At 59.1% G+C, this 21972-nt stretch carries 23 protein-coding genes and 1 tRNA gene; 13 read left to right on the top strand and 11 right to left on the bottom strand.

All coding sequences use genetic code 11. From position 1 onward, the window contains the following. Positions 1 to 85: 85 nt before the first annotated feature. The 8 genes from hisD (at position 86) to AC3EML_RS10125 (ending at position 5373) form a co-directional block, all read left to right on the top strand. A complete protein-coding gene (gene hisD / locus AC3EML_RS10160) occupies positions 86 to 1378 on the top strand; it encodes a histidinol dehydrogenase (protein WP_023747218.1) in 1293 nt (430 codons plus the stop codon). 6 nt (positions 1379 to 1384) lie between these two features. Further along, complete coding sequence (locus AC3EML_RS10155) at positions 1385 to 1870, top strand: UPF0262 family protein (RefSeq protein WP_023669283.1); 486 nt, start codon at positions 1385 to 1387, stop codon at positions 1868 to 1870. Next, positions 1858 to 2322, top strand: coding sequence for an arsenate-mycothiol transferase ArsC (locus AC3EML_RS10150; protein ID WP_084567121.1), 465 nt, complete (start codon positions 1858 to 1860; stop codon positions 2320 to 2322). Before AC3EML_RS10155 ends, AC3EML_RS10150 begins: the two co-directional genes overlap by 13 nt. 185 nt (positions 2323 to 2507) lie before the next feature. Continuing rightward, positions 2508 to 2726: a translation initiation factor IF-1 gene (infA, locus tag AC3EML_RS10145; RefSeq protein ID WP_006200926.1), complete on the top strand. Its 219-nt coding sequence runs from the start codon at positions 2508 to 2510 to the stop codon at positions 2724 to 2726. Between the two features lie 19 nt (positions 2727 to 2745). Beyond that, the gene (locus tag AC3EML_RS10140) at positions 2746 to 3372 is read left to right on the top strand and encodes a Maf-like protein (protein ID WP_023747220.1); all 627 of its coding nucleotides are present in this window, start codon (positions 2746 to 2748) and stop codon (positions 3370 to 3372) included. Beyond that, positions 3369 to 3560 carry a DNA gyrase inhibitor YacG gene (yacG, locus tag AC3EML_RS10135; protein ID WP_023669280.1) on the top strand — a complete coding sequence of 64 codons (192 nt, stop codon included), beginning with the start codon at positions 3369 to 3371 and terminating at the stop codon, positions 3558 to 3560. The genes AC3EML_RS10140 and yacG overlap by 4 nt, the downstream gene beginning before the upstream one ends. A gap of 214 nt (positions 3561 to 3774) precedes the next feature. Then, positions 3775 to 3850: transfer RNA gene (locus tag AC3EML_RS10130), tRNA-Phe, on the top strand. A gap of 212 nt (positions 3851 to 4062) precedes the next feature. Beyond that, a complete protein-coding gene (locus AC3EML_RS10125) occupies positions 4063 to 5373 on the top strand; it encodes a tyrosine-type recombinase/integrase (RefSeq protein WP_031204573.1) in 1311 nt (436 codons plus the stop codon). A gap of 480 nt (positions 5374 to 5853) precedes the next feature. Here AC3EML_RS10125 and AC3EML_RS10120 read toward each other — a convergent pair whose 3' ends face one another. Next, positions 5854 to 6288, bottom strand: coding sequence for a hypothetical protein (locus AC3EML_RS10120; RefSeq protein WP_023671095.1), 435 nt, complete (start codon positions 6286 to 6288; stop codon positions 5854 to 5856). Between the two features lie 864 nt (positions 6289 to 7152). On the opposite strand from AC3EML_RS10120, the gene AC3EML_RS10115 reads away from it, so the two are divergent. Continuing rightward, complete coding sequence (locus tag AC3EML_RS10115; protein WP_352461193.1) at positions 7153 to 8619, top strand: caspase family protein; 1467 nt, start codon at positions 7153 to 7155, stop codon at positions 8617 to 8619. A 414-nt stretch (positions 8620 to 9033) separates the two neighbouring features. Next, complete coding sequence (locus AC3EML_RS10110) at positions 9034 to 10341, top strand: RusA family crossover junction endodeoxyribonuclease (protein ID WP_352461192.1); 1308 nt, start codon at positions 9034 to 9036, stop codon at positions 10339 to 10341. A gap of 711 nt (positions 10342 to 11052) precedes the next feature. Here the strand turns inward: AC3EML_RS10110 and AC3EML_RS10105 are convergent. Further along, complete coding sequence (locus AC3EML_RS10105) at positions 11053 to 11394, bottom strand: hypothetical protein (protein ID WP_023685868.1); 342 nt, start codon at positions 11392 to 11394, stop codon at positions 11053 to 11055. Between the two features lie 12 nt (positions 11395 to 11406). Next, positions 11407 to 12363 carry a hypothetical protein gene (locus AC3EML_RS10100; RefSeq protein WP_352521988.1) on the bottom strand — a complete coding sequence of 319 codons (957 nt, stop codon included), beginning with the start codon at positions 12361 to 12363 and terminating at the stop codon, positions 11407 to 11409. 48 nt (positions 12364 to 12411) lie between these two features. On the opposite strand from AC3EML_RS10100, the gene tnpB reads away from it, so the two are divergent. Further along, positions 12412 to 13140: an IS66 family insertion sequence element accessory protein TnpB gene (gene tnpB / locus AC3EML_RS10095; RefSeq protein ID WP_352461190.1), complete on the top strand. Its 729-nt coding sequence runs from the start codon at positions 12412 to 12414 to the stop codon at positions 13138 to 13140. Positions 13141 to 13505: 365 nt separating this feature from the next. Here tnpB and AC3EML_RS10090 read toward each other — a convergent pair whose 3' ends face one another. Beyond that, positions 13506 to 13691 carry a hypothetical protein gene (locus AC3EML_RS10090; protein WP_352521989.1) on the bottom strand — a complete coding sequence of 62 codons (186 nt, stop codon included), beginning with the start codon at positions 13689 to 13691 and terminating at the stop codon, positions 13506 to 13508. Between AC3EML_RS10090 and AC3EML_RS10085 the strand changes: the two genes are divergently transcribed. Further along, positions 13633 to 13998: a LodA/GoxA family CTQ-dependent oxidase gene (locus AC3EML_RS10085; RefSeq protein WP_352521990.1), complete on the top strand. Its 366-nt coding sequence runs from the start codon at positions 13633 to 13635 to the stop codon at positions 13996 to 13998. The two genes, AC3EML_RS10090 and AC3EML_RS10085, sit on opposite strands and share 59 nt — an antisense overlap. After that, entirely contained in the window at positions 13995 to 15110 is a 1116-nt protein-coding gene (locus tag AC3EML_RS10080; RefSeq protein ID WP_352521987.1) for an NAD(P)/FAD-dependent oxidoreductase, read from the top strand. Before AC3EML_RS10085 ends, AC3EML_RS10080 begins: the two co-directional genes overlap by 4 nt. A 450-nt stretch (positions 15111 to 15560) precedes the next feature. Here the strand turns inward: AC3EML_RS10080 and AC3EML_RS10075 are convergent, their stop codons facing one another. The 7 genes from AC3EML_RS10075 to AC3EML_RS10045 all read right to left on the bottom strand — a co-directional run bounded on the left by AC3EML_RS10075 (position 15561) and on the right by AC3EML_RS10045 (position 21904). Then, positions 15561 to 15863: an endonuclease gene (locus AC3EML_RS10075; RefSeq protein ID WP_352521986.1), complete on the bottom strand. Its 303-nt coding sequence runs from the start codon at positions 15861 to 15863 to the stop codon at positions 15561 to 15563. Next, positions 15817 to 17586, bottom strand: a complete 1770-nt coding sequence (locus tag AC3EML_RS10070) for an endonuclease/exonuclease/phosphatase family protein (protein ID WP_488505193.1) — start codon at positions 17584 to 17586, stop codon at positions 15817 to 15819. Before AC3EML_RS10070 ends, AC3EML_RS10075 begins: the two co-directional genes overlap by 47 nt. A 61-nt stretch (positions 17587 to 17647) precedes the next feature. Then, positions 17648 to 18283, bottom strand: coding sequence for a trypsin-like serine peptidase (locus AC3EML_RS10065; protein ID WP_352521984.1), 636 nt, complete (start codon positions 18281 to 18283; stop codon positions 17648 to 17650). Positions 18284 to 18450: 167 nt separating this feature from the next. Continuing rightward, positions 18451 to 18693, bottom strand: a complete 243-nt coding sequence (locus tag AC3EML_RS10060; protein ID WP_352521983.1) for a hypothetical protein — start codon at positions 18691 to 18693, stop codon at positions 18451 to 18453. Positions 18694 to 18792: 99 nt separating this feature from the next. After that, positions 18793 to 19299, bottom strand: coding sequence for a hypothetical protein (locus tag AC3EML_RS10055; RefSeq protein WP_352521982.1), 507 nt, complete (start codon positions 19297 to 19299; stop codon positions 18793 to 18795). A gap of 196 nt (positions 19300 to 19495) precedes the next feature. After that, on the bottom strand, positions 19496 to 20953 hold the full coding sequence (locus tag AC3EML_RS10050; protein WP_488505192.1) for a hypothetical protein: 1458 nt from the start codon (positions 20951 to 20953) through the stop codon (positions 19496 to 19498). A 237-nt stretch (positions 20954 to 21190) separates the two neighbouring features. Next, positions 21191 to 21904: a hypothetical protein gene (locus AC3EML_RS10045; RefSeq protein ID WP_352521980.1), complete on the bottom strand. Its 714-nt coding sequence runs from the start codon at positions 21902 to 21904 to the stop codon at positions 21191 to 21193. Positions 21905 to 21972: the final 68 nt, after the last annotated feature.

The following is a 21972-nucleotide window of genomic DNA, read 5'->3' as shown; positions in this document are numbered from 1 at the left end:
TCGTTTGTCCAGAGATCATGCTCCAACAAAGGGTTAGATCGTGATGAGATTTCAACCAAGTCTCATCACGATCTAGACGCAGCCGATGGCCATTACGCTTATCCAGTCCGATGCCGGTTTCGAGCAGCGTTTCGCCGCCTTCCTGACCACCAAGCGGGAGGTATCGGAGGACGTCGACACTGCCGTGCGCGCCATCATTGCGCGGGTTCGTGCCGAGGGCGACGCTGCCCTGGTCGACTACACGCTGAAATTCGACAAGGCCGACCTCAATAGCCTCGGCATCGCCGTGTCGAAGGACGACATCGCGCAGGCCTACAAAGACGCCGATCCGCAGACGGTCGAGGCGCTGAAATTTGCCCGTGACCGCATCCGATCCCATCACGAGCGACAAATGCCCAAGGACGATCGCTATACCGATGCCGCCGGGGTCGAGTTGGGTTCGCGCTGGACGGCGATCGAGGCGGTCGGGCTCTATGTGCCGGGCGGCACGGCAAGCTATCCAAGCTCGGTGCTGATGAACGCCGTGCCGGCCAGGGTGGCGGGCGTCGAGCGCATCGTCATCGTCGTGCCGGCGCCGGGCGGCATCATCAATCCGCTGGTGCTGGTGGCCGCCGATATATCAGGCGTTTCAGAGATTTACCGCGTCGGCGGCGCGCAGGCGATCGCCGCCCTTGCCTATGGCACCGAAACGATCCGGCCGGTCGCCAAGATCGTCGGGCCCGGCAATGCCTATGTCGCCGCCGCCAAGCGCCAGGTGTTCGGCACGGTCGGCATCGACATGATTGCCGGACCGTCTGAAGTGCTGGTCGTGGCCGACGGCAGCAACGATCCCGACTGGATCGCCGCCGATCTTCTGGCGCAGGCCGAGCACGACGTGTCGGCGCAATCGATCCTGATCACGAACGATCCTGCGTTCGGAAAAGCAGTCGAACAGGCGGTCGAGCGCCAATTGCTGAGCCTGCCGCGCGCCGAGACGGCGGCTGCCAGCTGGCGCGATTTCGGCGCGGTGATCCTGGTGGAGACCATCGAAGCCGCGCTGCCGCTGGTCGACCGCATCGCCGCGGAACATGTCGAGCTTGCTATCGACGATGCCGAAGGCTTCCTGGCCAGGATGCGCAATGCAGGTGCTGTGTTTCTGGGACGCCATACGCCCGAAGTCATCGGCGACTATGTCGGCGGCTCCAACCACGTGCTGCCGACGGCGCGTTCGGCGCGCTTCTCTTCGGGCCTGTCGGTGCTCGATTTCGTCAAGCGCACCTCGATCCTGAAGCTCGGGCCGGAGCAGCTGAGAGCACTTGCGCCGGCGGCGATTGCGCTGGCCAAGGCGGAAGGCCTCGACGCGCATGGCCGCTCCGTCGCCATCCGGCTGAACATGTAGGCGGCGATGGCGGACGGCGATCAAACCCGCGCAAGGCTGATCGATGTCGAGCTCGACGAGTCGATCGGCCGTTCGACGCCCGATGTCGAACATGAGCGCGCGGTGGCGATCTTCGACCTGATCGAGGAGAACAGCTTTCAGCCGGTCAATGATGACGGCGCCGGGCCTTATCGGCTGAAGCTGTCGCTGGCCGAATCCCGGCTGGTGTTTGCGGTCGCCCGAGAGGATGGTGCTGATGTCGTCACCCATATCCTGTCGCTGACGCCGCTCAGGCGCATCGTCAAGGACTACTACCTGATCTGCGAAAGCTATTACGACGCCATCCGCTCCTCGACGCCAAGCCATATCGAGGCGATCGACATGGGCCGGCGCGGCCTACACAATGAAGGCTCGCAGACGTTGATGGACCGGCTTGCCGGCAAGATCGACATCGACTTCGACACGGCGCGGCGGCTGTTCACGCTGGTCTGCGTGCTGCACTGGCGGGGTTAGACCTGACTGGGGCGCCCCGCTCGATCCTGTTTTTGTGCGGCATGAACGCCGTGCGCTCACCGATGGCCGAGCAGCTGGCGCGGCGCATGCTGCCGCCGGCCACTTTCGTCGCCTCTGCCGGCGTGCACAGGGGCGAGCGCGATCCGTTCGTCGACGCGGTGCTGGCCGAAGAGGGCCTGACGCTGGGCGAGCGCCAGCCGCGCTCGATGGACGATCTCGAGGACGATTATTTCGACCTGATCGTCACCCTGGCGCCGGAAGCCCACCACGCCGCGCTCGAACTCACCCGCTCGCTTGCCGTCGACGTCGAATACTGGCCGATGCCGGATCCGACCGATGTCGGCGGCAGGCGCGAGCAGATCATGGCCAGCTATCGCGACGTGAGAGAACGGCTGAGAGCGCGCATCAGCCGACGTTTTCTGCTTCCGGAGGTAAAAAACGCGGCGGATTGATGCATGTCGCTCAAAAGCGGTCCCGGTTTTGAGACAACGACATGCATAAAACGAAAGCTTGGAGCGCGTCGCATATGACGCGATCTAAGCGTGTTCACAAGCGCACGATTATCATATAGGTTCCGCCGAAATTCCGGCCTGGGCGCTCCAGGGCGCCGGAACTGCAATCCAAGCAAAGGTATCGAATGCCGAAGGAAGAAGTCCTCGAGTTTCCGGGTGTCGTGACGGAATTGTTGCCCAACGCGATGTTCCGGGTGAAGCTCGAAAACGAACACGAGATCATCGCCCATACGGCCGGCCGCATGCGCAAGAACCGCATCCGTGTGCTGACCGGCGACAAGGTCCTGGTCGAGATGACGCCCTATGACCTGACCAAGGGCCGCATCACCTACCGTTTCAAGTAACAGTCCGGCGCGAACCGCGATGAGCATCCTGCAGAAGCTCGTGCTTGCCTCTGGTTCGCCGCGCCGGATCGAACTGTTGCAACAGGCCGGCATCGAGCCGGACCGCGTGCTGCCGGCCGATGTCGACGAAACGCCGCTGCGCGCCGAACATCCGCGCTCGCTGGCCAAGCGGCTGTCGAAGGAAAAGGCCGAGAAGGCTCTGGCCTCGCTGAAAAGCGAGGAAGACTATGCGCCGGGCTTCGTGCTGGCCGCCGATACGGTGGTCGCGGTCGGACGCCGTATCCTGCCCAAGGCCGAGACGCTGGACGACGCCGCCAATTGCCTTGGACTGCTTTCGGGCCGTTCGCACCGGGTCTATTCCGGCATCTGCCTGATTACGCCGGGCGGCAAGCTGCGCCAAAGGCTGGTTGAATCCAGGGTTCGCTTCAAGCGGCTGCCGCGCGAGGAGATCGACGCCTATGTAGCCTCCGGCGAATGGCGCGGCAAGGCCGGCGGCTATGCCGTCCAGGGTCTCGCCGGGTCGTTCGTCGTCAAGCTGGTCGGCTCCTACACCAACATTGTCGGCCTGCCGCTCTACGAGACAGTGGCGCTGCTTTCGGGCGAAGGCTTCAAGGTCCACACCAGCTGGCATACCGCGCGGCCATGAGCCTGGACGATAAGGTCACACCACTGCGCCCGAAGCGCCCCTGCCCCGAATGCGGCAAGCCGTCGGCGCGCGAGACCTATCCGTTCTGTTCGAAGCGCTGCAAGGACATCGACCTCAACCGCTGGCTGAAGGGCGCCTATGTCATCACCGCGCGGGATGACGAGGACGAGAGCGACGAGCCGAAGTAGGGTTTGGGCGGTGCCGGCCGCGCAATTCCACTTCGCCGACCTTACGCAATTGCTGCTTTGCCGGCGTCGGTATTGTCTGCGACAATTGCCCCGGAAAATCAGCGCTTAGGCGCTGGACAGGCCGAATTCCCGTGCTATAACCCACGCGCTTTCAAGGGGTGCCCCACGGCGCTTTCCTGAAATCCGGTCGGGCGATGTCTCGTTTGCCGGCGAGGCCCAGATAGCTCAGTTGGTAGAGCAGCGGACTGAAAATCCGCGTGTCGGTGGTTCGAATCCGCCTCTGGGCACCATCCCCCCTTCTCCCGGCACTCCCTTTCACCGAACCTTCTACGCTGCAGCTTCTGCAACCGCTTGGAATTGTTGGTCTTTTGCAGTCGCATTGCGCGGTTAAGCGGGACACGGAGCGCTTCAGGAGCATTTGGTCCAACGAGGCGGGGGGATGGTATTTCCGTTGGTATTCGACATCCTGATGGTATCGAAACAGCCAAGGGAGACCTGACGAATGCCCCTCTCCGACGTGAAATGTCGAAATGCCCGCCCTGCTTCCAAGCTTGTGAAATTATCTGATGGGGGCGGGCTGCAGCTATGGGTACAGCCCACGGGCTCTCGCCTCTGGCGGCTCGCCTACCGCTTTGACGGCAAGCAGAAACTGCTCGCGCTGGGCAGCTATCCCCTTATCTCTCTCGCCGAGGCACGGGAGGCGCGCGATGACGCTAAAAGGCTTCTGCTAGCTGGCGTCGACCCTGGAAAGGAACGCAGCTTGCGGAAGGCCGATTCGGCAAAGGATACCTTTCGCTCAATCGCGGACGAATATGTTGACAAACTAAAGAAGGAGGGACGTGCTGACCGGACGATCAGCAAGGTCAAATGGCTGCTCGACTTTGCCTATCCGATAATTGGCGACAAGTGCATTCGGGAGATCGACCCGGCCACCATCCTTACCGCCCTCCGCCGCGTGGAGGTTCGCGGTCGATACGAGTCGGCCAGGCGACTGCGCTCCACGATCGGCAGCGTGTTTCGATACGCAATCGCGACCGCACGCGCCGAGACAGATCCGACCTTCGCCCTCAGAGGCGCACTCATCAGTCCGACGGTAACGTCTCGCGCCGCGATTACCGATCCGAAGGCCTTGGGCGGTTTGCTGAGGGCGATCGATGCATTTGACGGACAGCCTACAACCCGGGCCGGTCTGATGCTGATAGCGCTGCTGTTTCCCCGCCCCGGGGAGCTTCGCGTCGCTGAATGGGAAGAGTTCGATTTTGAAAGCTCGGTGTGGACCATCCCTGAAGCACGCATGAAAATGCGACGGCCGCACCGCATACCCCTATCAAAGCAGGCGATCAGCGTCCTGACTTCACTCAGGGAAATTTCTGGTGGTGGATCGCTGCTGTTTCCTAGTGTTCGATCGGCTTCACGTCCGATTTCCGACAATACGCTAAACGCCGCACTGCGTCGTATGGGTTACGGCAAGGAAGAAGCTACCGCGCACGGCTTTCGAGCAACGGCATCAACTTTGCTGAACGAATGCGGCGAGTGGCATCCGGACGCGATAGAGCGGCAGCTGGCCCACATTGAGAACAACGACGTTCGGCGCGCCTATGCCCGGGCAGAGCACTGGGAGGAGCGCATCAACATGATGCAGTGGTGGGCCGATTATCTGGATGAACTTAAGAGCAAAAACCCGCGGGTGAACTCAACCGAGGGACGCCGCAAGCCTGCTGTCCATACGATAACGCGACCATCCACTTTGAACCCAACAGCGGCCGTTCATCAAAGGCCGATACAAATCTCCAACCGCCGGAAATCATACTGACCGTCGAAAAACGCCGAAACTCGTCGCCAAGTCGTAGGCCCGGAGGGGGCAACTTTCTTTCCAGGACACTATTAAGGTTACCGGATGATGACGGTTGGTTTGGGGCCGAAAGCGGAAGGTCCGTTTTCGGGATTCCTGGGTCAAATTAACCCCTCAGGCCTCGAGCTTTTCGCCGTCAAAACGGCTGTGGAGGGATTGGCAGGCTATACCGCTGACGAAGCGCACATGTGAAGACCCGAGGATAAGTAACGCGCTTGGTCACGCGGGCGCTGCCGACCGGTTGGTCGAAACTGGCGCTGGTACTCGCTATTCACGAAATTGCCGATCACCCTGACGAGGTCCACTAAGCAATGGTGAACGTCATTTCTGAAGTCGCAAGCAACTCGGCCGCCCTGCTCCATTGAGGTCAGCCATGCCTTCGCGGAGCCGGCGCAATCTCTGCTGGAGCCTGCATGCTTCTTCAGGCGCAAGCGCTGTGTCTCAGTGCGGCATGAATCCTTTTCTCAGCCAAGCCAATATCTTGCTCCCATTGAGGACCCTGCGGACACGCCCGGCGGCCCAGCCAGCCTGCATGGTGGCGCCGGTGTGGCAACTGCAGACGATCTCATGCAACTGCCAATCGGAGAGTTCGAAGAAGCGTCTGGCTTCCCCGTAGGTATCCGATTGCATGCCCGATGCACGCAGCAGTGGATCGTCAAAGGCGACACTGATCGCCGATCCGACCGCGCGCGCTTCTCCGCGGACAGAGGGATGCAGATGCTCAGTCCCGGTGAGAGCCACAAGGGAGCGCGTCGGATTTCGATAGAGCAGTTCCGCCCACCGCTCTATCCGTTGCGTCCTTGTAGCCAGCAGAGCCGGCGATAGTGGACTGATGTCCGCGACTGACTGGAGTTGATCGAGTGTCTGGTGCTTCATGACTGCCTCCTGTTGGTCGTTCCAATCCCTAGGCCTTTGCTGCAGGATTGGCTCACACGCTAAGCCGCCTCGTAAAGGAGCGGCGGCCGATCAGGTGTTGCCACCAATCGCCCACAGGCACCGCGCGGCGGCATCTGCAGCGACACCAACTGCATTCCTTCGCCAATGTTCAGCGGGATGAAAAACTGTGCGGCCGGCCGACCCGACGGTCCCGGCTGGCGCACGCAGATCCTGGACTGCTGGACGATGATGACGCAGGCCTGGAAAGGCGGCTAGGTTGGACCTTGCTTTTCAGGCTTGACCATGATGTTTCACTACCCGCTCGGTCATCGCGGGAAGGCCAGGAGCAGAGCCGCTGGCGGCAACGATGAGTTGCGGACGAGGTCGGGCCGTGGAGGACGACGCCCTTGGGCCGCCAGGTCACTGAAGGACCAACCGAAGCGGCGCTTCGGGCGTAAAAGCGACGTCCTTGTAGGTCTGCAATGTCTGCTTATGGAGGAACGGCGGGCAAGGTCTCTTTGACCGGCATGAGGCGCATTTCTGACCGGCAGTTTTGGGGCCGATTCCAGACGGTCTGCTCTTGGATCATTGCTGGAGGATAGCTGTCGTTGAGCGTAACCTGGTTTCAACGGCGACTTCCAACCCCCGAAGCGGTCGTTCACTAGCTCGCATTAGCGACTGACTAAAATCTCGTCGTAGTTCTAAATCGCGATTCGAGATTTCAACTGTACTTCGCGACAGGTTCAAGCGCGGCGGCACCCTTGGAGCTCGCCCCGCGAGTAAATTGTTCCAGCCGGCGGTTTAAGCGGCTATGGTACTGACATCGCCAACAATCAGCATCTGCAGAGACCTCCGAGGCCGTACTTGATCCAACAGCGTGCAGCACTTGTCATTGGAAATGCCAACTATACCGGCCAGAACACAAAGAAGCTGAGAAACCCCGTCAATGACGCGACGGCGATCGCGAGGAAGTTAAAAAAATACGGGTTTGGTCTAACATCGGTTTCTGATGGCTCATTTGTCCAAATGCGCACCGCGCTGAGCACATTCCAAGGCACGATACAGCCGGGCGGCGTAGCTCTGGTCTTCTTTGCAGGTCACGGCATCCAGATTGACGGCGAGAACTTCCTTTTCGCCTGTGATACGGATGCAGGAGGTGAAAACCAGGCGAAATATTCGTCCCTTTCGCTCAACCAAGTCATCGATGTCCTCGACCGATCGAAGGCGGACACGAAGATCATCATTCTCGATGCGTGTCGTGAAAACCCGTTCGAGGCTGCGTGGCATCGATCGGGCGCAAATCGAGGGCTTGCCTCAGTTTTCGCTCCGCGCGGGACGATCATTGCCTATGCGACGTCGCCGGGTCATATAGCGGCCGATGGGTTGTCCAGCAATGGCGTGTATACCGGCGCGCTGCTGCAACATATTGACGTGCCGGATACTCCGATCGAGACTGTCTTCAAGCGCGTGCGCAACACCGTCGCCGCCGATACCGACGGGAAGCAAATTACCTGGGAACACACTTCCTTGGCCGGGGATTTCTATTTCAACACGAGCGCCATGAGCTTCGTAACCACCTATGCGTCGTCATCACTCGCGGACAGCCTTTTCGTGCTCGATCCAGGCAAAACCTCACACCAAATCATCCGAGGCCTGAAGAGCGTGGACTGGTACACGCAAAACCCTGCGATGGACCGTCTGACGCCGACCTTCGCGAACACGGTCAAGGACGAGACGCTCTTCGTCTTGGGCCGCAACATCTATCAGGCTGCGCATGGCGGCGCCCGATCGGCAGAAGCCTATATCCGGAATTTCTTAGGCAAGACTAGCGGGATGAAGCCTGAAAAAATCCGTCCGCTGCTCGATGGCATCCTTTACGAGATTTTCTTCGACTCGAGAGGTGAACTCCGTGAAGCCATTAAAGGCAATATGTTCAGCGATGCGTTCGAGCTAGAGAAATTCCCGCAGTTCAAGGACAGCTTCGAGTTCATCGCCGAAACCCTGATCGGAGCGCACGGTGATTTCTACAGGGTGCCTGGCAAAGGCCATATGCTATCCGCGTCGGTCGTCACGAAGGCCGAGAAGCGCGGCCGTCTGGTCACGGGCGTGTTCGTCGACACGGTGAACGTCTTTAGCCTGAGCGATCCTGAATATGCAGTGGAGGAAGGCGAACCGACGCCGGCGCGAAGCGTAAGCCAAGACGCTTTCGAGGAGGAACTCGCAAAGGAGCTGATCGTCCCGAAGGGATTGCTGCAGGTGAGATACACACCGGCGCTTCAACCCATCGATCCAATCCGGTATCCCTATGGCTGGGGCGTCTCAAAAAAATAGCCTGAGGAGCTGTGAAATCGTGTCAGCGAGCGCAGAACCCCAGTCCCGACAACTATGTCAGCAAACCACCCCGCGCTGGCCGTTGGCGTCGATCTGACCGATCGGCGCCAGGATGTGGATTTCCCGAGGCAGATTTGGGCCGGAAGCCGCCAGTCTGCTCCCGGGCGATATCTACGATAAGCTGCCTTGCAACACACGATCGTTCCCAATCGCATGGACCGTCCAGCGCGCACTCCGGAAGCGCGTTGAGGCCCCAATCTCGACGCGGCACGACTGCCCTGCTTGACATGAGCGATGCAGGCGCGCAGATCGCCGATTGTTAAGGCATCACGTCCGTCGACCATTTTCGCAAGGTCGCGGAGCGCCCCTGATCATTATATGTTCGCCGCGATGTCACAGGGGGAGTTAGCCAGCGTGGCCAGCCAGATCGAAGAACTGATGCGGCGGGGCACCAATCGGGCTCGAGACGAGCGCCTGGCGGTCGCGCGCTACCGCAAGCGCGCCAGGCGAGGCGTGAGTGTGTTGGTGCATGACATTGAGCCGCAGTCAAAGAGGATGCGGGACGCCGATCGAGACCGGTTCCAGACAGCGGTGTCTGAACAGATGGCGACCTTCTCGCGGGCACCGTTCAATGGACCCGTCGCGCTGAAGATCGACCTAGCGACCACCAGCCGAACTGCGCCGCAGGCGCACACGATCGCGAAGAACCTGCTGGATCTCCTCGGGAAACGGCGGGCGGGGGTGCCGGGAATGCGTCGGCACCTCCTCTACAAGAACGATGCTCAGATCCAGGCGCTCTCCGTCAGCTGCCGGCACGGCGAAGATTATCCGATGATCCATGTGGCCGGCCGGCCCTTGTCGGCGCTGCTCGACGATATGGAGCTTGCGGCCGAAGCGATCCGTGTCGACGAGATGGAGAATTATGGAGACGTCTACCGGTGGGACCAAGAGGAAGAGGCTATGGAGGATCTTCGCAACCTGATCCGCGATGAGCGTGGGCAGCGCGAGCGGCTGGGTGACGACTTCTACGACGCGTACTTCAAGATGCTTCGCTGGAGCGCGCAACGCGCTCTGCTCGGGTGTAGCGGCATCGACATCCCTGTCCTCGGTTGGATGTACGGGCGTCCGGAAGGGTCGACGCCGATTCTGCCGCCCGATCAATGGGCGCTGCTGATCGGCCGGTCCAAGCTGCGCCTTCAGCTGGGCGACCTTCCGATCACCCCGGGCAGCTCAGGGGCCTTCAAGCGCAGGGTTGAGGAAGAGATCGCAGCCTTCAAGCAGCGGTGGGACTGGGTCATCAGTCCGCTGGTGATCGCCGTCGCTCTCCAGGTGGTGGTACGTCCGAGCGCAGCGACCCCCGCAGCAGTGCTTCACGACCTGGACAACATCGTCCGCGATTACCTCCTGCCCCGGATCATCCCGTCATTCGGCACGGTGACCGATCATCGTTGGACGATCGACTTCGACGAACTGCGCCGACGTGATCCCGTTCTCGCGGACCGATGGGGTCCGAACCCAACGCCGCCTCCGGGCACGAAACAGGGTGTGACGCGGTACGAGGCGTGGCGGCTTCCACCGGTCGAGGGCGAACCCGGTTTCGTCAGCGTCGCGCTCGTAGCGGATATGGACGGACGCGGCGATACGTTCGACCGTATCGACGAGTGCTCGCGCAAGTGGGCTGATGCACAGTCGAGCACGTCTGGTAAGCGACAGCGATGGTGATGATCCGGGACAAGGACGACAAGCTTGGTTGATTTGTTCTGTCTCGGGCCCGGCCATGGATCGCGGTCTATGAGACCTTCGCCGACCCAAACTTCGTCGGCGAGTACGCGCGGGAGCCGGATACACGCTTCTGGGGGATGTATGTCGCCTGCCGGCTGCTCGATCCCGGCAAGACGCTTCTGCCAACTGCAGGTTCACATGCCGAGGCGACCGGGCACTACGTCAACCACATATTCCTCAGCGATACGGTGGACGGTGTAGTGAAGTGTGCGCCGACATAGTGTCTGAACCATAGTGCTACACGTTGACGGCTGCTCTTAGGATAATTAACCGATCATCGGAGCGGCCGAACTGAGGCTGCCGTTCAGACCGTAGAGAACTCGGGAGGAGATGCTGACGCCCGCGGAATACGTGCCAGAAGTCGATGCCTTCCGCACTATCAAAAGCCGAATCTAGTATCCTACTTTGTCCATAAGCACCCGCAACTCGGGCTGAGGCGCGACCCAGAAAGTTCGAAAAGCTTCCAGGAAACCCCAGCCCAAACTGGATGCCTTCTAGGCAGCCTTGCTCCGCGACCATTTTCGGTCGGCGCTTATCTCCCGTTTCTCCCAAGTTGAGCAGCGTCCGGGGATCTATGATCGACGTACCGATGACGCCAGCCTGGATGAGAAGCCATCAACTGTAGTCGACCCTTTGGGCGTCTGCTTCCTCCTAACCGCCGGAGGAGAAGCCGCAACACGAGGAATGGGCGGAGAACGTATCCAGACCCTCAATCGCCTGGGGCGGGTTCATGATTCGCTGAGCGATCGGATCGTCTCTCAGCGCCGGATCCGACGCGACAGCCAATTTCAACGCATTTACCGTATCCTTGGGAAGAAGGATCTCTAAGCTGCCGCCCGGGCCGTTTTTGTCCAACCAATCGCGAAAAACCTGTTCCTTGCCATGTCTGCGATACATATCGAGAACTTGAAATATATCCCGCGCCGCAAACGACACAGGCTCGTCAGCCGTCATGAACGTGACAAGATTGCGTGGATCCGATTGGTCGGACATGGAGATACCTTCCTAGTTAGTGTTTATCTGGACAACCGTCTGGAAAGCCTTTCTCGCAATCGAGCGGTCAACAGCGCGCGCGGCGTTTAGTGAAGTTGGGTCACCCGTTGCTGACAAGAACTGCCCCTCGTATTGGCCTCGGGCGTCCCGGAAATCACTGTTAGCAGACTCGGGTATCGACAAGCCGATGATAACTTTATGCGTGTCGATGCGCTTTGTTTCCGCAACAAGTCCTGCCTCTGCGAGCCGGAAGCTGCGTTCTGGCAGGGGATTGAACACCACCTTCGGGGAGGCCGTCCCGCTAATCGTCGTTTCGAAATTCAGGGTCTCAGTAATAGTCGGTGCACTTCCTGTTGCGTCTTTCTTAGCTGCCAAGTTGCCGAGCAGGCTTAGGTAGACAAAATTGTGCAGCATGCCCTCGACGCCTATTTGACCCGCGATCGGGTAAATGTAGTTGGGTCCGACGATCTTGCCTCGACAGCCCCCGTAGGGCGGATGAGCGATTAAGTTATCAACTTTGTCAGTGACGGTAAATTCTCGCGTGTTCTGACGGGAACGATCCAAACTGGCATCAACTCCGAGCTCGAACAATCTTGCGGGAAATTTATCGAGAAACGATGTAGATGCCGATAATTGGTTGTCCAATTTCATATCAAGTTCAAAGTTGTACGCGATACCACTTGACCAAAATAGAGACACCAGTTTTCTGGCATTGCCGGTAAGCGCCGAGGGGGAGAAGCGAGTAATTTCGTCGGGAGAGGCCTTCAGTTGGCGTCCGATTTGCCGCGAAGGATCGTCGACCCCCTCCCCGCCAGTCAAATAGTCGACAAGAGTATTGCGAATGCTCTGGCGCATTTCACAACGGATTTGATTCACGATTCCAAACGTATCAACGCCCGTCACCTCTTCCGGCAACGGTCTTATAGCACATCCGGAAACCATAGTTTGTGCTGCTATGACAGCCGTCAATATCCTTTTCAAGATAACGCCCGCCCTTGATTCGCCCTACATGATTGAATGAGGCATCAGGACATCTTATGGGCTCAGGAAACACTCTCTCTCTTTCTTTTCCACAGAACAGTTTGCTATACTGGCGATCAGGCTATCGATGTTCCATTCTGGCAGACGACGAAGTATGGGATAAAAATTGACCCATTGACATGCGAAAGCCCCGACCTACCGTTCGCATCTGGCATTCACACCGACATGCGCAAAGGGCACGATGGCCTCGCCACGCTGATCCAAGAACATCTGAAGAAGGATCCGTTCTCGGGGCATCCGTTCGTGTTCCGCGGCAAGAATACCTCGCTCCTGAAGATCCCTTTTGGGATGGCACGGGGCTTTGCCTGTTCACCAAGCGAATCGACCGTGGAAACTTCTGGTGGCCGGGTTGGCGGAGCCAGGTGGCTAGGTGCCGCTGTCGCCGGCGCAACTCGCGACGCTGCTCGAAGCGATCGATTGGCGTACGCCGGAGCGCTTCTGGCGACCGCATCTGGCCAGGTGAAATTCGCAGCAAAGACGCAGCAAATCGAGGGAAGTTGCTGCTCAGACACGGCTGATGTCGTCGAGGATCGCGACGGTGAGATCGAGCGTCTTCACTCGATCATCAAGCAGCTGCAGCGCGCGCAGGTCGGCTACCGTTCTGTGAATCGGCTTGGAAAATTGGAGGCGCCGATCGGGAGGGAGTTTTGGAAACCGTTTTACAGGGTAGCTGGCCTGCAGCGATCGTCACCACGGCAAGTTTGAGACTCGGCGCGGTCGCTAAAAAAGCAGTGGCTTGCCGGCTATCTCAACGAGGTCAACGAGGTCCGAAAGATCCGACCGTTGGGGATTGGTAGCAATAGTGCCCGAGGCGATAGGAACCTCGACACCGAGCTCTCTCCTAAACACTTGGGCGTCTGCCTCCACACTGACTCCGATGCGGCCGATTCTCAGTACCTTGAAACCACTTTGTTTCAATACGTCCGCAGCCAGTTTCATCCGCACTGGCTGGGAGCCAGTTTGTCCCGGCGGCATTCGAACACGTACCGTGGCCCTCGTTTTCATGACCAGTCACCTTTCATGGCGACCAAGCATACACGGTTGTCAGCCATATGGCAGGCGATTGGTTATCAAACTTGTGCGAGGGCTTTGGCCGCGTCGACGAGACCGTATCCAACCGCGTTGTTGGGCTGGCCTACGGCCGGGAATCCCATTGCATTGCGTCCTTGAGAAATCGGTGTGCATGACCCGGTAAGCATGGCTTTGACTTCGCTGGGCGACAGGGTGCGCCCCTTTGCCTTGGCTCGCTCAAGCATCAAAGCGACAACCCCAGCAATTTGCGGTGTCGCCGAGCTCGTCCCTGATGCGCCGACCCACATGGCGCTGCCTTGGCAGGCGGATTTCTTCGACTGTCGTGGTAACTGGTGGCCATCGCAGCGCCCCGATACCGTGCGAATTTCCGCATCGTCTCCGACTACGTTGCAGTGGGCGCGCGGGGTCACCAGCCACCTTGAAATGGTACACAATTTCTCAAAGTTGGGATTTGTCACTGCGCAAGTGGATCCGGCTGGCAACGTCGTATTCATCGAGACCCAGCGATCCGATCCAAACCTGTTCGCATGAGCAGAGAGCCGGAACTCAACCTCGATGCCCTGATCATCGGTGGCGGCCCGGCCGGCAGTGCCTGCGCAAATCGGCTGGCACGAGGCGGAGCTCGCGTCGCCATCGTCGAGTCAACGGATTATTCGGCCTTCCGTATCGGAGAAGTCATAGACTCTTCAGCCCAGTCGCACCTGTCATCTCTCGGTCTTGAAGCGCTGGAAACCCAAGCGTGGGCCTCTCGCTGCAGCGGCGTCATGGCCACGTGGGGAAGCGTGGCGAGCGAACCGCGGGTCCCGATGCTGGAGCTCCAAGGTCGAAGCTACCGTGTGGATCGCAATCGGTTCGACCAAGCTTTGTTCAATTCAGCAGTGCAGGCTGGCGCAGCAGGGTTTACGCGCAGCAGGGTAACAAATCTCGAAATCGACCAGCGCAAATGGAAATTTGCGCTGCAATCCGGCGAAGGCTTGGCTCAGGGTCGAACAGAATGGGTAGTGGCCGCTACCGGCCGAAATCGCCGGGCTCCCGGTACTCCGTCGCAGTCCAAACACCGGCTGGACCGTCTTATCGCAATCGCGATGATCGGCGGGGGCGAGAACTCGGGGGCGCATATCTTGCAAGAAGCACTGCATCTTCAAGCCGCGTCGAGCGGCTGGTGGTATTCGATAACAACTCCCAGCGGTCGTATCGTCGTGGTTTTTTTGACCGACGCAGACCTGCTCCCCGCGGGAAAACGAGCACAGTCCGAGTTCATGCTGACCCAATTGTCTCAGGTTGCGCTGCCGGTGCGTACAACGAAAATTGCCGAGACATGCTTGTTGGAGTACAGGTGGTCTGGGTTTGGCGCGGGATCCGGTATCCGAACTATCGGAATGGCGCAAAATTGGATAGCTACTGGTGACGCGCTCACCGCCTATGATCCGCTTTGCGGCAAGGGAATAGCATGCGCGCTTGGATCAGGCATTGAAACAGCCGACTTGATACTGGATTCCGGCTCACACGACGGCACGGCACGATCGAAGTGGGCGGATCGCGTCATGCGGGAATACAATACGCATGCAGTTGAACGACTCGCCAACTACGGGCTGGAGCGCAGATTTTCCGAATCGACGTTCTGGCGACGCCGGCAAGACTGAATTGTGGTGTGCAACGCTTGCGGGATGCGGCAGGGGCGCGACTTGCGGCAGATCTGAGCAAAAGTCGCGGGTGTCGGCCCCACCCAAATCTCCCATACCGAACACATTGCAAGTCTCAGCCAATGTGGCGAGCATGGCTGCTTCGGCTTGGCTGCTTGGCTTGTCCGCGAAACCGCGTTATTTGACGCGAGCCGATTGAAACGCAACATTTGCTACGGAAGTTTGGGGTAACTGCCTGTCACGCTTTAATCCACATTTCCCTAACGCGGGACAAGTGTTCGACGCGGACGCCCTTTGAATGTCCGCAGGAAATGGACTCCTGAGTCAGGGGAAATGAATGCATATACGTGCCGCCGCATCTGTTCAGCGCGCACACGACACGGGTTTGGTTGACACGGACTACCCAGTTCGCCGCAACACATACGGTTGGAAACGCGAGGTCGGTGCACGTCAGCCGGTCAATACGAGCGCTGTCGCCCAATCCGGGAAATCGATCAGCGGATTGCGGTTGCCTTGCATTTCGGAAATAGCCGCGTTGCGATGCAACTCCCATTCGTCTGGCGCCTCGTTCGTATGCCAAGCCAGCAGTGTCTTGAACCTACCGCCATCGTAGCGCCGGCCGATAACGCCCGGATAGCGCAGCATGAAATAGTGCGTCGCGCGCGCGACCGCGCCCTTGCCACCCTTTGGCTCGAATGTCTCCTCTTCAACACGGCCGCAGTCCTGCATCGTCCGTTCGAGTGTGTGCTGCACGAGAGGGAAGTTTGATCGGAAGCTGTTGCATCGTGTTTCGCAGGAGAACAGGTGGATGCAAATCGCCGCGCATCGGCTCCTTCTTCTCGAACCAGCTTTGTGGCACCACGTGCTCGCAATTGTACGGGAACTCGGCTTCGATCGTCGCCTCCAGCCCGGATGACTCCAACAAGCCTCGCTCAAGCAGCGCTTTTTTGGCTTCGAGCCGGTGGCGTTCGACTTCGATGTCCGCTTGTATGAAGATTTCGGGATCGGCTTCGAAGCCGGAGTAGATGCTTCGAACTTTGCCGTTCGGCCTGAGATCGACCCAAGGGTAGACGTACTTGGAGGGCTGGTAGTTCAGTGGCCTGGTGTGCGTCTGCGCAAGAAGCTCGACGACAGCCTCCGTGAAGTTTGGCAGTTCTGGCCTGACTCTCCCCCAATAGGCCACTCTCGCAACCTTGTCCGCAGCGCTGTCGTAGTACGGCCGGTCAATGTCATGCGGTGCAACGGAAGACCGAGCTGGCGTCTCTAGCCCGCGCGAAAGACGAGCACGCTCGTTGTCGGTGAGCTGGGAAGCAACCTCGGTATCCACGAGTTGAGGCGTCGATCCTCCCGAAAGCCTGACAAGGATCGGCCTGTGGTCCGATATCTCCAGAAACCTCTCCATCGTCCGGTCGAGTGCGATGATCATGAAATCGTCGTCGCTTGGAACCAAATTTGGCGATAGGAAAAGGTGGTCTATGAGGGATTTGAAAGGCGCCTTGATGTACGTGATTTGATTGTCAGCCGCATCCTTGGCAGTCAGCGGCACCAAGCCGGCACCAAGCAAATCATTCAAGTCCCCCGACTCGAGCGACGCGTTTGCGTCGCCCCCGATCAACCAATCGGTATCGTGACTCTCGTCATTAGCGAGTTCGGCCACAGCCGCAGCCAGCAGCCGCGACGCCATACGGCGGCGCAGGCTTCCCTCGTCCTTTGCCTTGAGGTGGATTGGGACGAAATTGAAACGTGACGCTGCATCGGGCAGCCTGGTGTTGACCTGAAAGAGAGCCGGAAACCTGTCGAATACTTTGCCATGCACCGCTTCGAGGCCGAGCGAACCGAAATCCCGGCTGGAAACATTAAACCAATGGTGGACTTTCTCGGGCCAGGCTAGCTGCGAGACCTCGACTGTCGCCGAATTCCACATGACCGTCGTGATTTGCAGCTCTGGTGCCGCGTCTTGGCTCGCGAATACTCGCCAGGTTGACACATTGTATTTTTCGGCGAGATGCCGGGCCAAAGCATCGGTCGCTTCCTGGCCCGATTCAACGAAAACCCAGACGTCGAGGTTCATCTCGACGACTATGCGCGCGACGCTGTCGAGCTTCTCCTCCGAGGGCTTGTTGAACCACTCGATATTCCAGAAGCCGATGTCGACGTCCTGATCCTCGCCGGAATATGCACTGACGACCCGCTCCATTCCACCGTTGCCGGAAACAGCCCTGCCAAGTGAGCCGAAGAACCCCATGAGTTCGTCAGCGCCGCGAAACAGCGTCATAAGTTGCCGAGCATTCTTGTCGCCATTTTGAGAATCCTGTTCGATGGCGGTCGCAAGCGCCGAGAATTTGATACCCTCATTCGACTTTTCTTGCGCCGCGTGGTGAAGCGCTACCGGCTCCCAAGCATCGTTGAAACCGGTGCCCCCGAGCTTCCCGCCTCGGTGTCCGATTCGTAACGAACGACACGAGCATCCTGCCAAGTTACCGTATTGTCCCTGATGGCGACTTCCTTCAGCCGGCCACTCGGATGCTAAATGATGTTTAGCTTGTCCTTGTCGCCAACGCTGAACGTTTGCCGTAACAGCGACATGTGGCCGAAGGTTGTGCCGGGATCACCGTCCACCGCGACAAGGCGTCAAGTCCACCGCTTCCATCCTCGGCTACTACTGGGCTTGTCCAAAACAACTTGTCCGGCCGTAACCTGACGGTTGACACTTGTCGCACGCTGCCGTCGGGAAGTGCCGCGAAGTCAAACAATCCTCGGCTCCGCGCCGCGACGTCGCGGTTGTTGATGACGTGATGGTTTGTGCAGAGAATTCCCGGCGCGACAAGAAAGCCCGTGCCACTCCACGAGCCAGAATTGCCCTCGTAGTCGATACCCCAAGCTTCGATCTTGCAAACCGCACGTGACCGCGCCGCCCCCTCTTCCAACCAATATGCCGGCCGCAAGTCGTTCGAGCCGAGTATTTGCTCAAGTTTCTCGAACATCGTGCTCGCCGTTTCCGTCAAGCCTTCGAATTTCTTCGGCCGTTTCTGACGGCTGTCTTCAATCAGCTTTGGGTCATGGGCGAGGTTGTCCAACCCCCAATTCTTGCTCGTAGCCACGCTTTTCGCCGCGGCCATAAGCGGCTGTACCATTTTCTGCTTCCGTGAAATGTTCTCACTGCTGCCCGACATTGTCCCTGCCCCCTGATAGTGTTGGATGGAGATGGTGGCCGCCATAATCGGCGACCAAACGTTGCTCGATGTGCTGGCTCACAACTCGGTGGTTGAAGGGCGTATTCGCCTTACGCAATTTCCCTGAGCGAATTCCACTGAGGAACCTGGGACGGTGCGCACTGTTGTCAGCCCTGCCCTCCGGAATAGCGTCGATAGCCGCCCCCATGCGTGGACCGTCGGAATATATGCGTTGCGTATGTCGCGGCGGTGTTGTCGATGTGGATGATCGTGGCATGGCCGCGGCCTCTGTCGGCTGTATTCAGCCGAACCAGCGCGGCATAAATCGCGCTCGTTTTCTTCGCGCCATACTTCGCGTCGAGCGCTGTGCGGTTGCTGACAATGACCTTGTCCACATTCGGCGTCAGCATTTTCAAGCCTCCTCGATACGAGACATTCTCATTTGCTGGTGACTACATGGCTTGACCGCCGGCGTCCCCTCGCGCCGCGCGTACAGGTTACGATCGACGTCATTTCGTGAATACTTTCGTGAGTGCCTTGGCGGTCCCCACGAACGCCGCCGCATCGTCCTCTGCCATGGAATCCGCCCCGAGCTTTCGAGCGCTGTTTCGGGCCTGAAAGAGTTTCGAGACGCCGTCGAGCAATTCCGCATCGTAGCCCCCCGCATCTCGAAGGATCTCGAGGTTTGTGTTGATCCGGCGCAAATCCTCGACCCCGCCGTGCCCGACCGCGGTTGCCGTCACGGCCGTCGCTAGTTCTCGCCACGCGTCCATCACTTGATCGTAGGGGGGCAGCCCTCGCCCGGGCGCAACCTCGATCGCGTCCGTTACTTCGATATTGGCGTTTTGTGTGGATTGCTTGGCTGCGTATGTCTGGACTTTGAATCCAGCCCCTTCGATCAGTCCGCCGTTCGGCATGACCTTGGTCAGCAAACCGGATTTGAGTTCCCGGAGACAGATCAATCCAAGCAGGATCGCGGTCGCTGGCCACGCCAAATGGCCGATGATGGCGGTCAAGTGTTCCATGGCTCACCGTTTTCAAACGACACCAGTTTCCTTGCTCGCCCCGCGCTAAACCAGGAGCAGCGGCTCGCGGTGACACGGTCAAAACGCATTTGAAGGGCTGGGGGTGCGGCGAGACGTGGGTTTGAAAATGGGAACCGAGCATTGAGCGGTGATTTGACCGGGCTCATCGAAATCCCCTCGTCCCGCGCTAGTTGTCGCCGACAATGCCAACCGTGACGTCAGCACTGTCCTGCTTGGTCTGGTTAACATTGCCGCCAACCGATGCACTGAGTTGAATTCTTGTCTCGATTCTGTAGACGCCGGGGCCATCGACTCGGACGTCGGCAACACCGTTTCCCGAAGCCGCGATCGGTCCGACTTCGCTGTCTCCCTTGGCGTCGCGCAACGACTTATTCTTCCAATCGACGATGCGTATTTCGCCGCCCGAACTTGGCATCCGCCGCCAATCAACCCGCAATATCGGGTTCCCCTCGGAACGAACCGTCACGAGGATTGTGCCAATCAAATCAGCGGACGCCGTCGCGGCGTTGTCATGACCGGTCTTGCCAATGACGCGGCCGGCCGCGCACGCTGCGGCCGTGACGTAATGCCCCCCGGTCGTGGCGATATCGTAGCTGAGCTTGAGCTTTCCATCCGCCACGGGGATGACGCTCGCCGTCGCTTTTGCAGATGAAATCTTGCGCTCAAAGTCATCGTCGCATTCGCTCGCCTCGGTGCCCGTGGCGAGCAACTCGGCGACTTGACCAATTGGCGCGCGGTGTGATGGCAGCGCCGGAATTTGGCCCCGTCCACCACCGCCGCCAACCGTAACGGTCGCGTTTCCGTCGGCCGCGAACAGTATGGTGTCCTCGCAGATCGGCTTTCCTTCGAAAACATCAACCGGCAGAAGCGTGACGCCGACAACGCGCGGTTCGGTCGACACTAGCGTGGCGCCGGTTGTTTGCTTGATATTTGAGCCGCCACCGATGGACGCGTCGAAAATGCCGCCCTTGGTGCCGGCGTCGAGCGTTATCACCGCGTTGTTGCTGTCGTAGAATTTGTAACTCAGTCCTTTCGCAACAAGCGAAGACGCGACGACCCTGTATTGCTTCGCCTTGATGCGCTCGACGCACAGTTCACGGAACGAGCAACTCCTCACCGCAGTCACCGCCAGGTTTTCGTCGAGATTGGTGAGCCATGCTTCGTCGATGGTCAGGTCGACCTTCTGGACGTCCGACCAGTCGGGTCCGGCTTTGATCGTGGCGCCGTCAAGTTGGGGAAGTTCGACCGCCGCGCCAACTTTCAGCCCGCCGTTTACTTCATACGACAAGCTCGGAATCGACACGCCGGATTTTTGCTCGGCTGTTTCCTTAAGCCCATTCGCGCCTGGCACCAAACAGCTGACGCCGGTTATGTCGGAGATTGGAAGCGGGAGCTTGTCGGAGCTGGGATTTGGGCTTGGTTGGTAGTTGATAATGGAGCCGGGGTGGACGAAGCTATCGACAGCCAAGCTGACCAAGCAGTCCATGCCCTGGGAGCGAACGTGGTCGCAGAGCCTGTCGGCAATGACAGTTGGTTTGCGCTCGTGGAAAAAATACCAGTAAGCGATTCCTGCCGCGGCTACGGCGATCACGCCAACGATGGCTGCTTGAGTTCGATTTGTCATCATTCACCCGCTTTGACCCGCGATTTCACGGTCACCGGCTTTAGTGATCGCGATGTTCGATTTGCTGCTTCGGGGCATCATTTTAAGTTGCGGCCGTCACATTGCGGCGACGTGAGTTTTCATTGGCCCCCAAAATCCAATCGGCAAGCGCGTCGCGCCGGCCGTCATGTAGGCGTGAGAACCCCGCTTTCTACAAAAGCGTCATTCGCCATAGTGCGCTTTTGTGCCGTCCACCCCTCATCCATTCTCCATCGCTCGCTTTCGGCTGGCGTTCATGTAACTGCCGAGCAACTCCGAAATCGCGGTGATCGCACTCGTGCCGCCGGCAAGCAGCCCGGCGGTCAAAAGCACGTCGACTGCCTTGAACGCGGCCAATTGGCAGCCGCTCGGCATTGGCGCGAACATTGGCGCCAGTATCCGTACGCCGACAAGGCTGACCGCCAACGAAATCAAAAACGACAACGCCAATCTCTCGAGATCAATCTTGCTCTCGGTAACCGCCAGATCAACATTGACGGTTTCCAATACTTTACCATGGTGATTGATTTGTTCCCGCGCTTCCGCGAGCATTGTATCCGGCCCAACGACAATGTCCTTAGCATGGGCCATCGCCGCAGGCTTACTTGACCGGAAAGCTTCCTTGATGACCTCTTCGCGAGTGTTGAGCGCCTTCTCCAAGGCGACGCGGTTGGCATTAAAAACCTTGCCGGCCACCCTGACCCTTTCCTCTTGCTGCTTGCGCTCCTCTCCAAACCAAATCTCACTCAGGACGGCCGTTGCTCGTTCCGTGACGGCCGCGATCGCAAGAAAACTGGCAAGGAGGTTCGGGATGACGCTGGTCAGGAGGTCGGCTTTGAAACCAACGCTTTGAAAACCGACATTCGTCGCCACCAAAACAGCCACCAACGCGGCTGCCGACGCACCCCATTTGCCAAGCAAAAAGCCCTTCATTCACCCCTCCATTTTTCGATATCGCCATCCCACGGCTGGCCGGTGGCGGGGCGCTGACGGGACAAGCG

Source organism: Mesorhizobium sp. P170090, assembly GCF_057786115.1.
This window is presented reverse-complemented; position numbering and strand designations above follow the sequence as displayed.

What these genes read in the sequence shown, in the direction of transcription:
- AC3EML_RS10080 (WP_352521987.1), top strand. Translation starts at nt 13,995, where the DNA reads ATGAGCAGAGAGCCGGAACTCAACCTCGATGCCCTGATCATCGGTGGC.
- AC3EML_RS10045 (WP_352521980.1), bottom strand. Translation starts at nt 21,904, where the DNA reads ATGAAGGGCTTTTTGCTTGGCAAATGGGGTGCGTCGGCAGCCGCGTTG.
- AC3EML_RS10065 (WP_352521984.1), bottom strand. Translation starts at nt 18,283, where the DNA reads ATGTCGGGCAGCAGTGAGAACATTTCACGGAAGCAGAAAATGGTACAG.
- AC3EML_RS10090 (WP_352521989.1), bottom strand. Translation starts at nt 13,691, where the DNA reads ATGCTTGAGCGAGCCAAGGCAAAGGGGCGCACCCTGTCGCCCAGCGAA.
- yacG (WP_023669280.1), top strand. Translation starts at nt 3,369, where the DNA reads ATGAGCCTGGACGATAAGGTCACACCACTGCGCCCGAAGCGCCCCTGC.
- AC3EML_RS10085 (WP_352521990.1), top strand. Translation starts at nt 13,633, where the DNA reads ATGGCTTTGACTTCGCTGGGCGACAGGGTGCGCCCCTTTGCCTTGGCT.
- tnpB (WP_352461190.1), top strand. Translation starts at nt 12,412, where the DNA reads ATGAGGCATCAGGACATCTTATGGGCTCAGGAAACACTCTCTCTCTTT.
- infA (WP_006200926.1), top strand. Translation starts at nt 2,508, where the DNA reads ATGCCGAAGGAAGAAGTCCTCGAGTTTCCGGGTGTCGTGACGGAATTG.
- AC3EML_RS10155 (WP_023669283.1), top strand. Translation starts at nt 1,385, where the DNA reads ATGGCGGACGGCGATCAAACCCGCGCAAGGCTGATCGATGTCGAGCTC.
- AC3EML_RS10140 (WP_023747220.1), top strand. Translation starts at nt 2,746, where the DNA reads ATGAGCATCCTGCAGAAGCTCGTGCTTGCCTCTGGTTCGCCGCGCCGG.
- AC3EML_RS10050 (WP_488505192.1), bottom strand. Translation starts at nt 20,953, where the DNA reads ATGACAAATCGAACTCAAGCAGCCATCGTTGGCGTGATCGCCGTAGCC.
- AC3EML_RS10120 (WP_023671095.1), bottom strand. Translation starts at nt 6,288, where the DNA reads ATGAAGCACCAGACACTCGATCAACTCCAGTCAGTCGCGGACATCAGT.
- AC3EML_RS10105 (WP_023685868.1), bottom strand. Translation starts at nt 11,394, where the DNA reads ATGTCCGACCAATCGGATCCACGCAATCTTGTCACGTTCATGACGGCT.
- AC3EML_RS10060 (WP_352521983.1), bottom strand. Translation starts at nt 18,693, where the DNA reads ATGCTGACGCCGAATGTGGACAAGGTCATTGTCAGCAACCGCACAGCG.
- hisD (WP_023747218.1), top strand. Translation starts at nt 86, where the DNA reads ATGGCCATTACGCTTATCCAGTCCGATGCCGGTTTCGAGCAGCGTTTC.
- AC3EML_RS10125 (WP_031204573.1), top strand. Translation starts at nt 4,063, where the DNA reads ATGCCCCTCTCCGACGTGAAATGTCGAAATGCCCGCCCTGCTTCCAAG.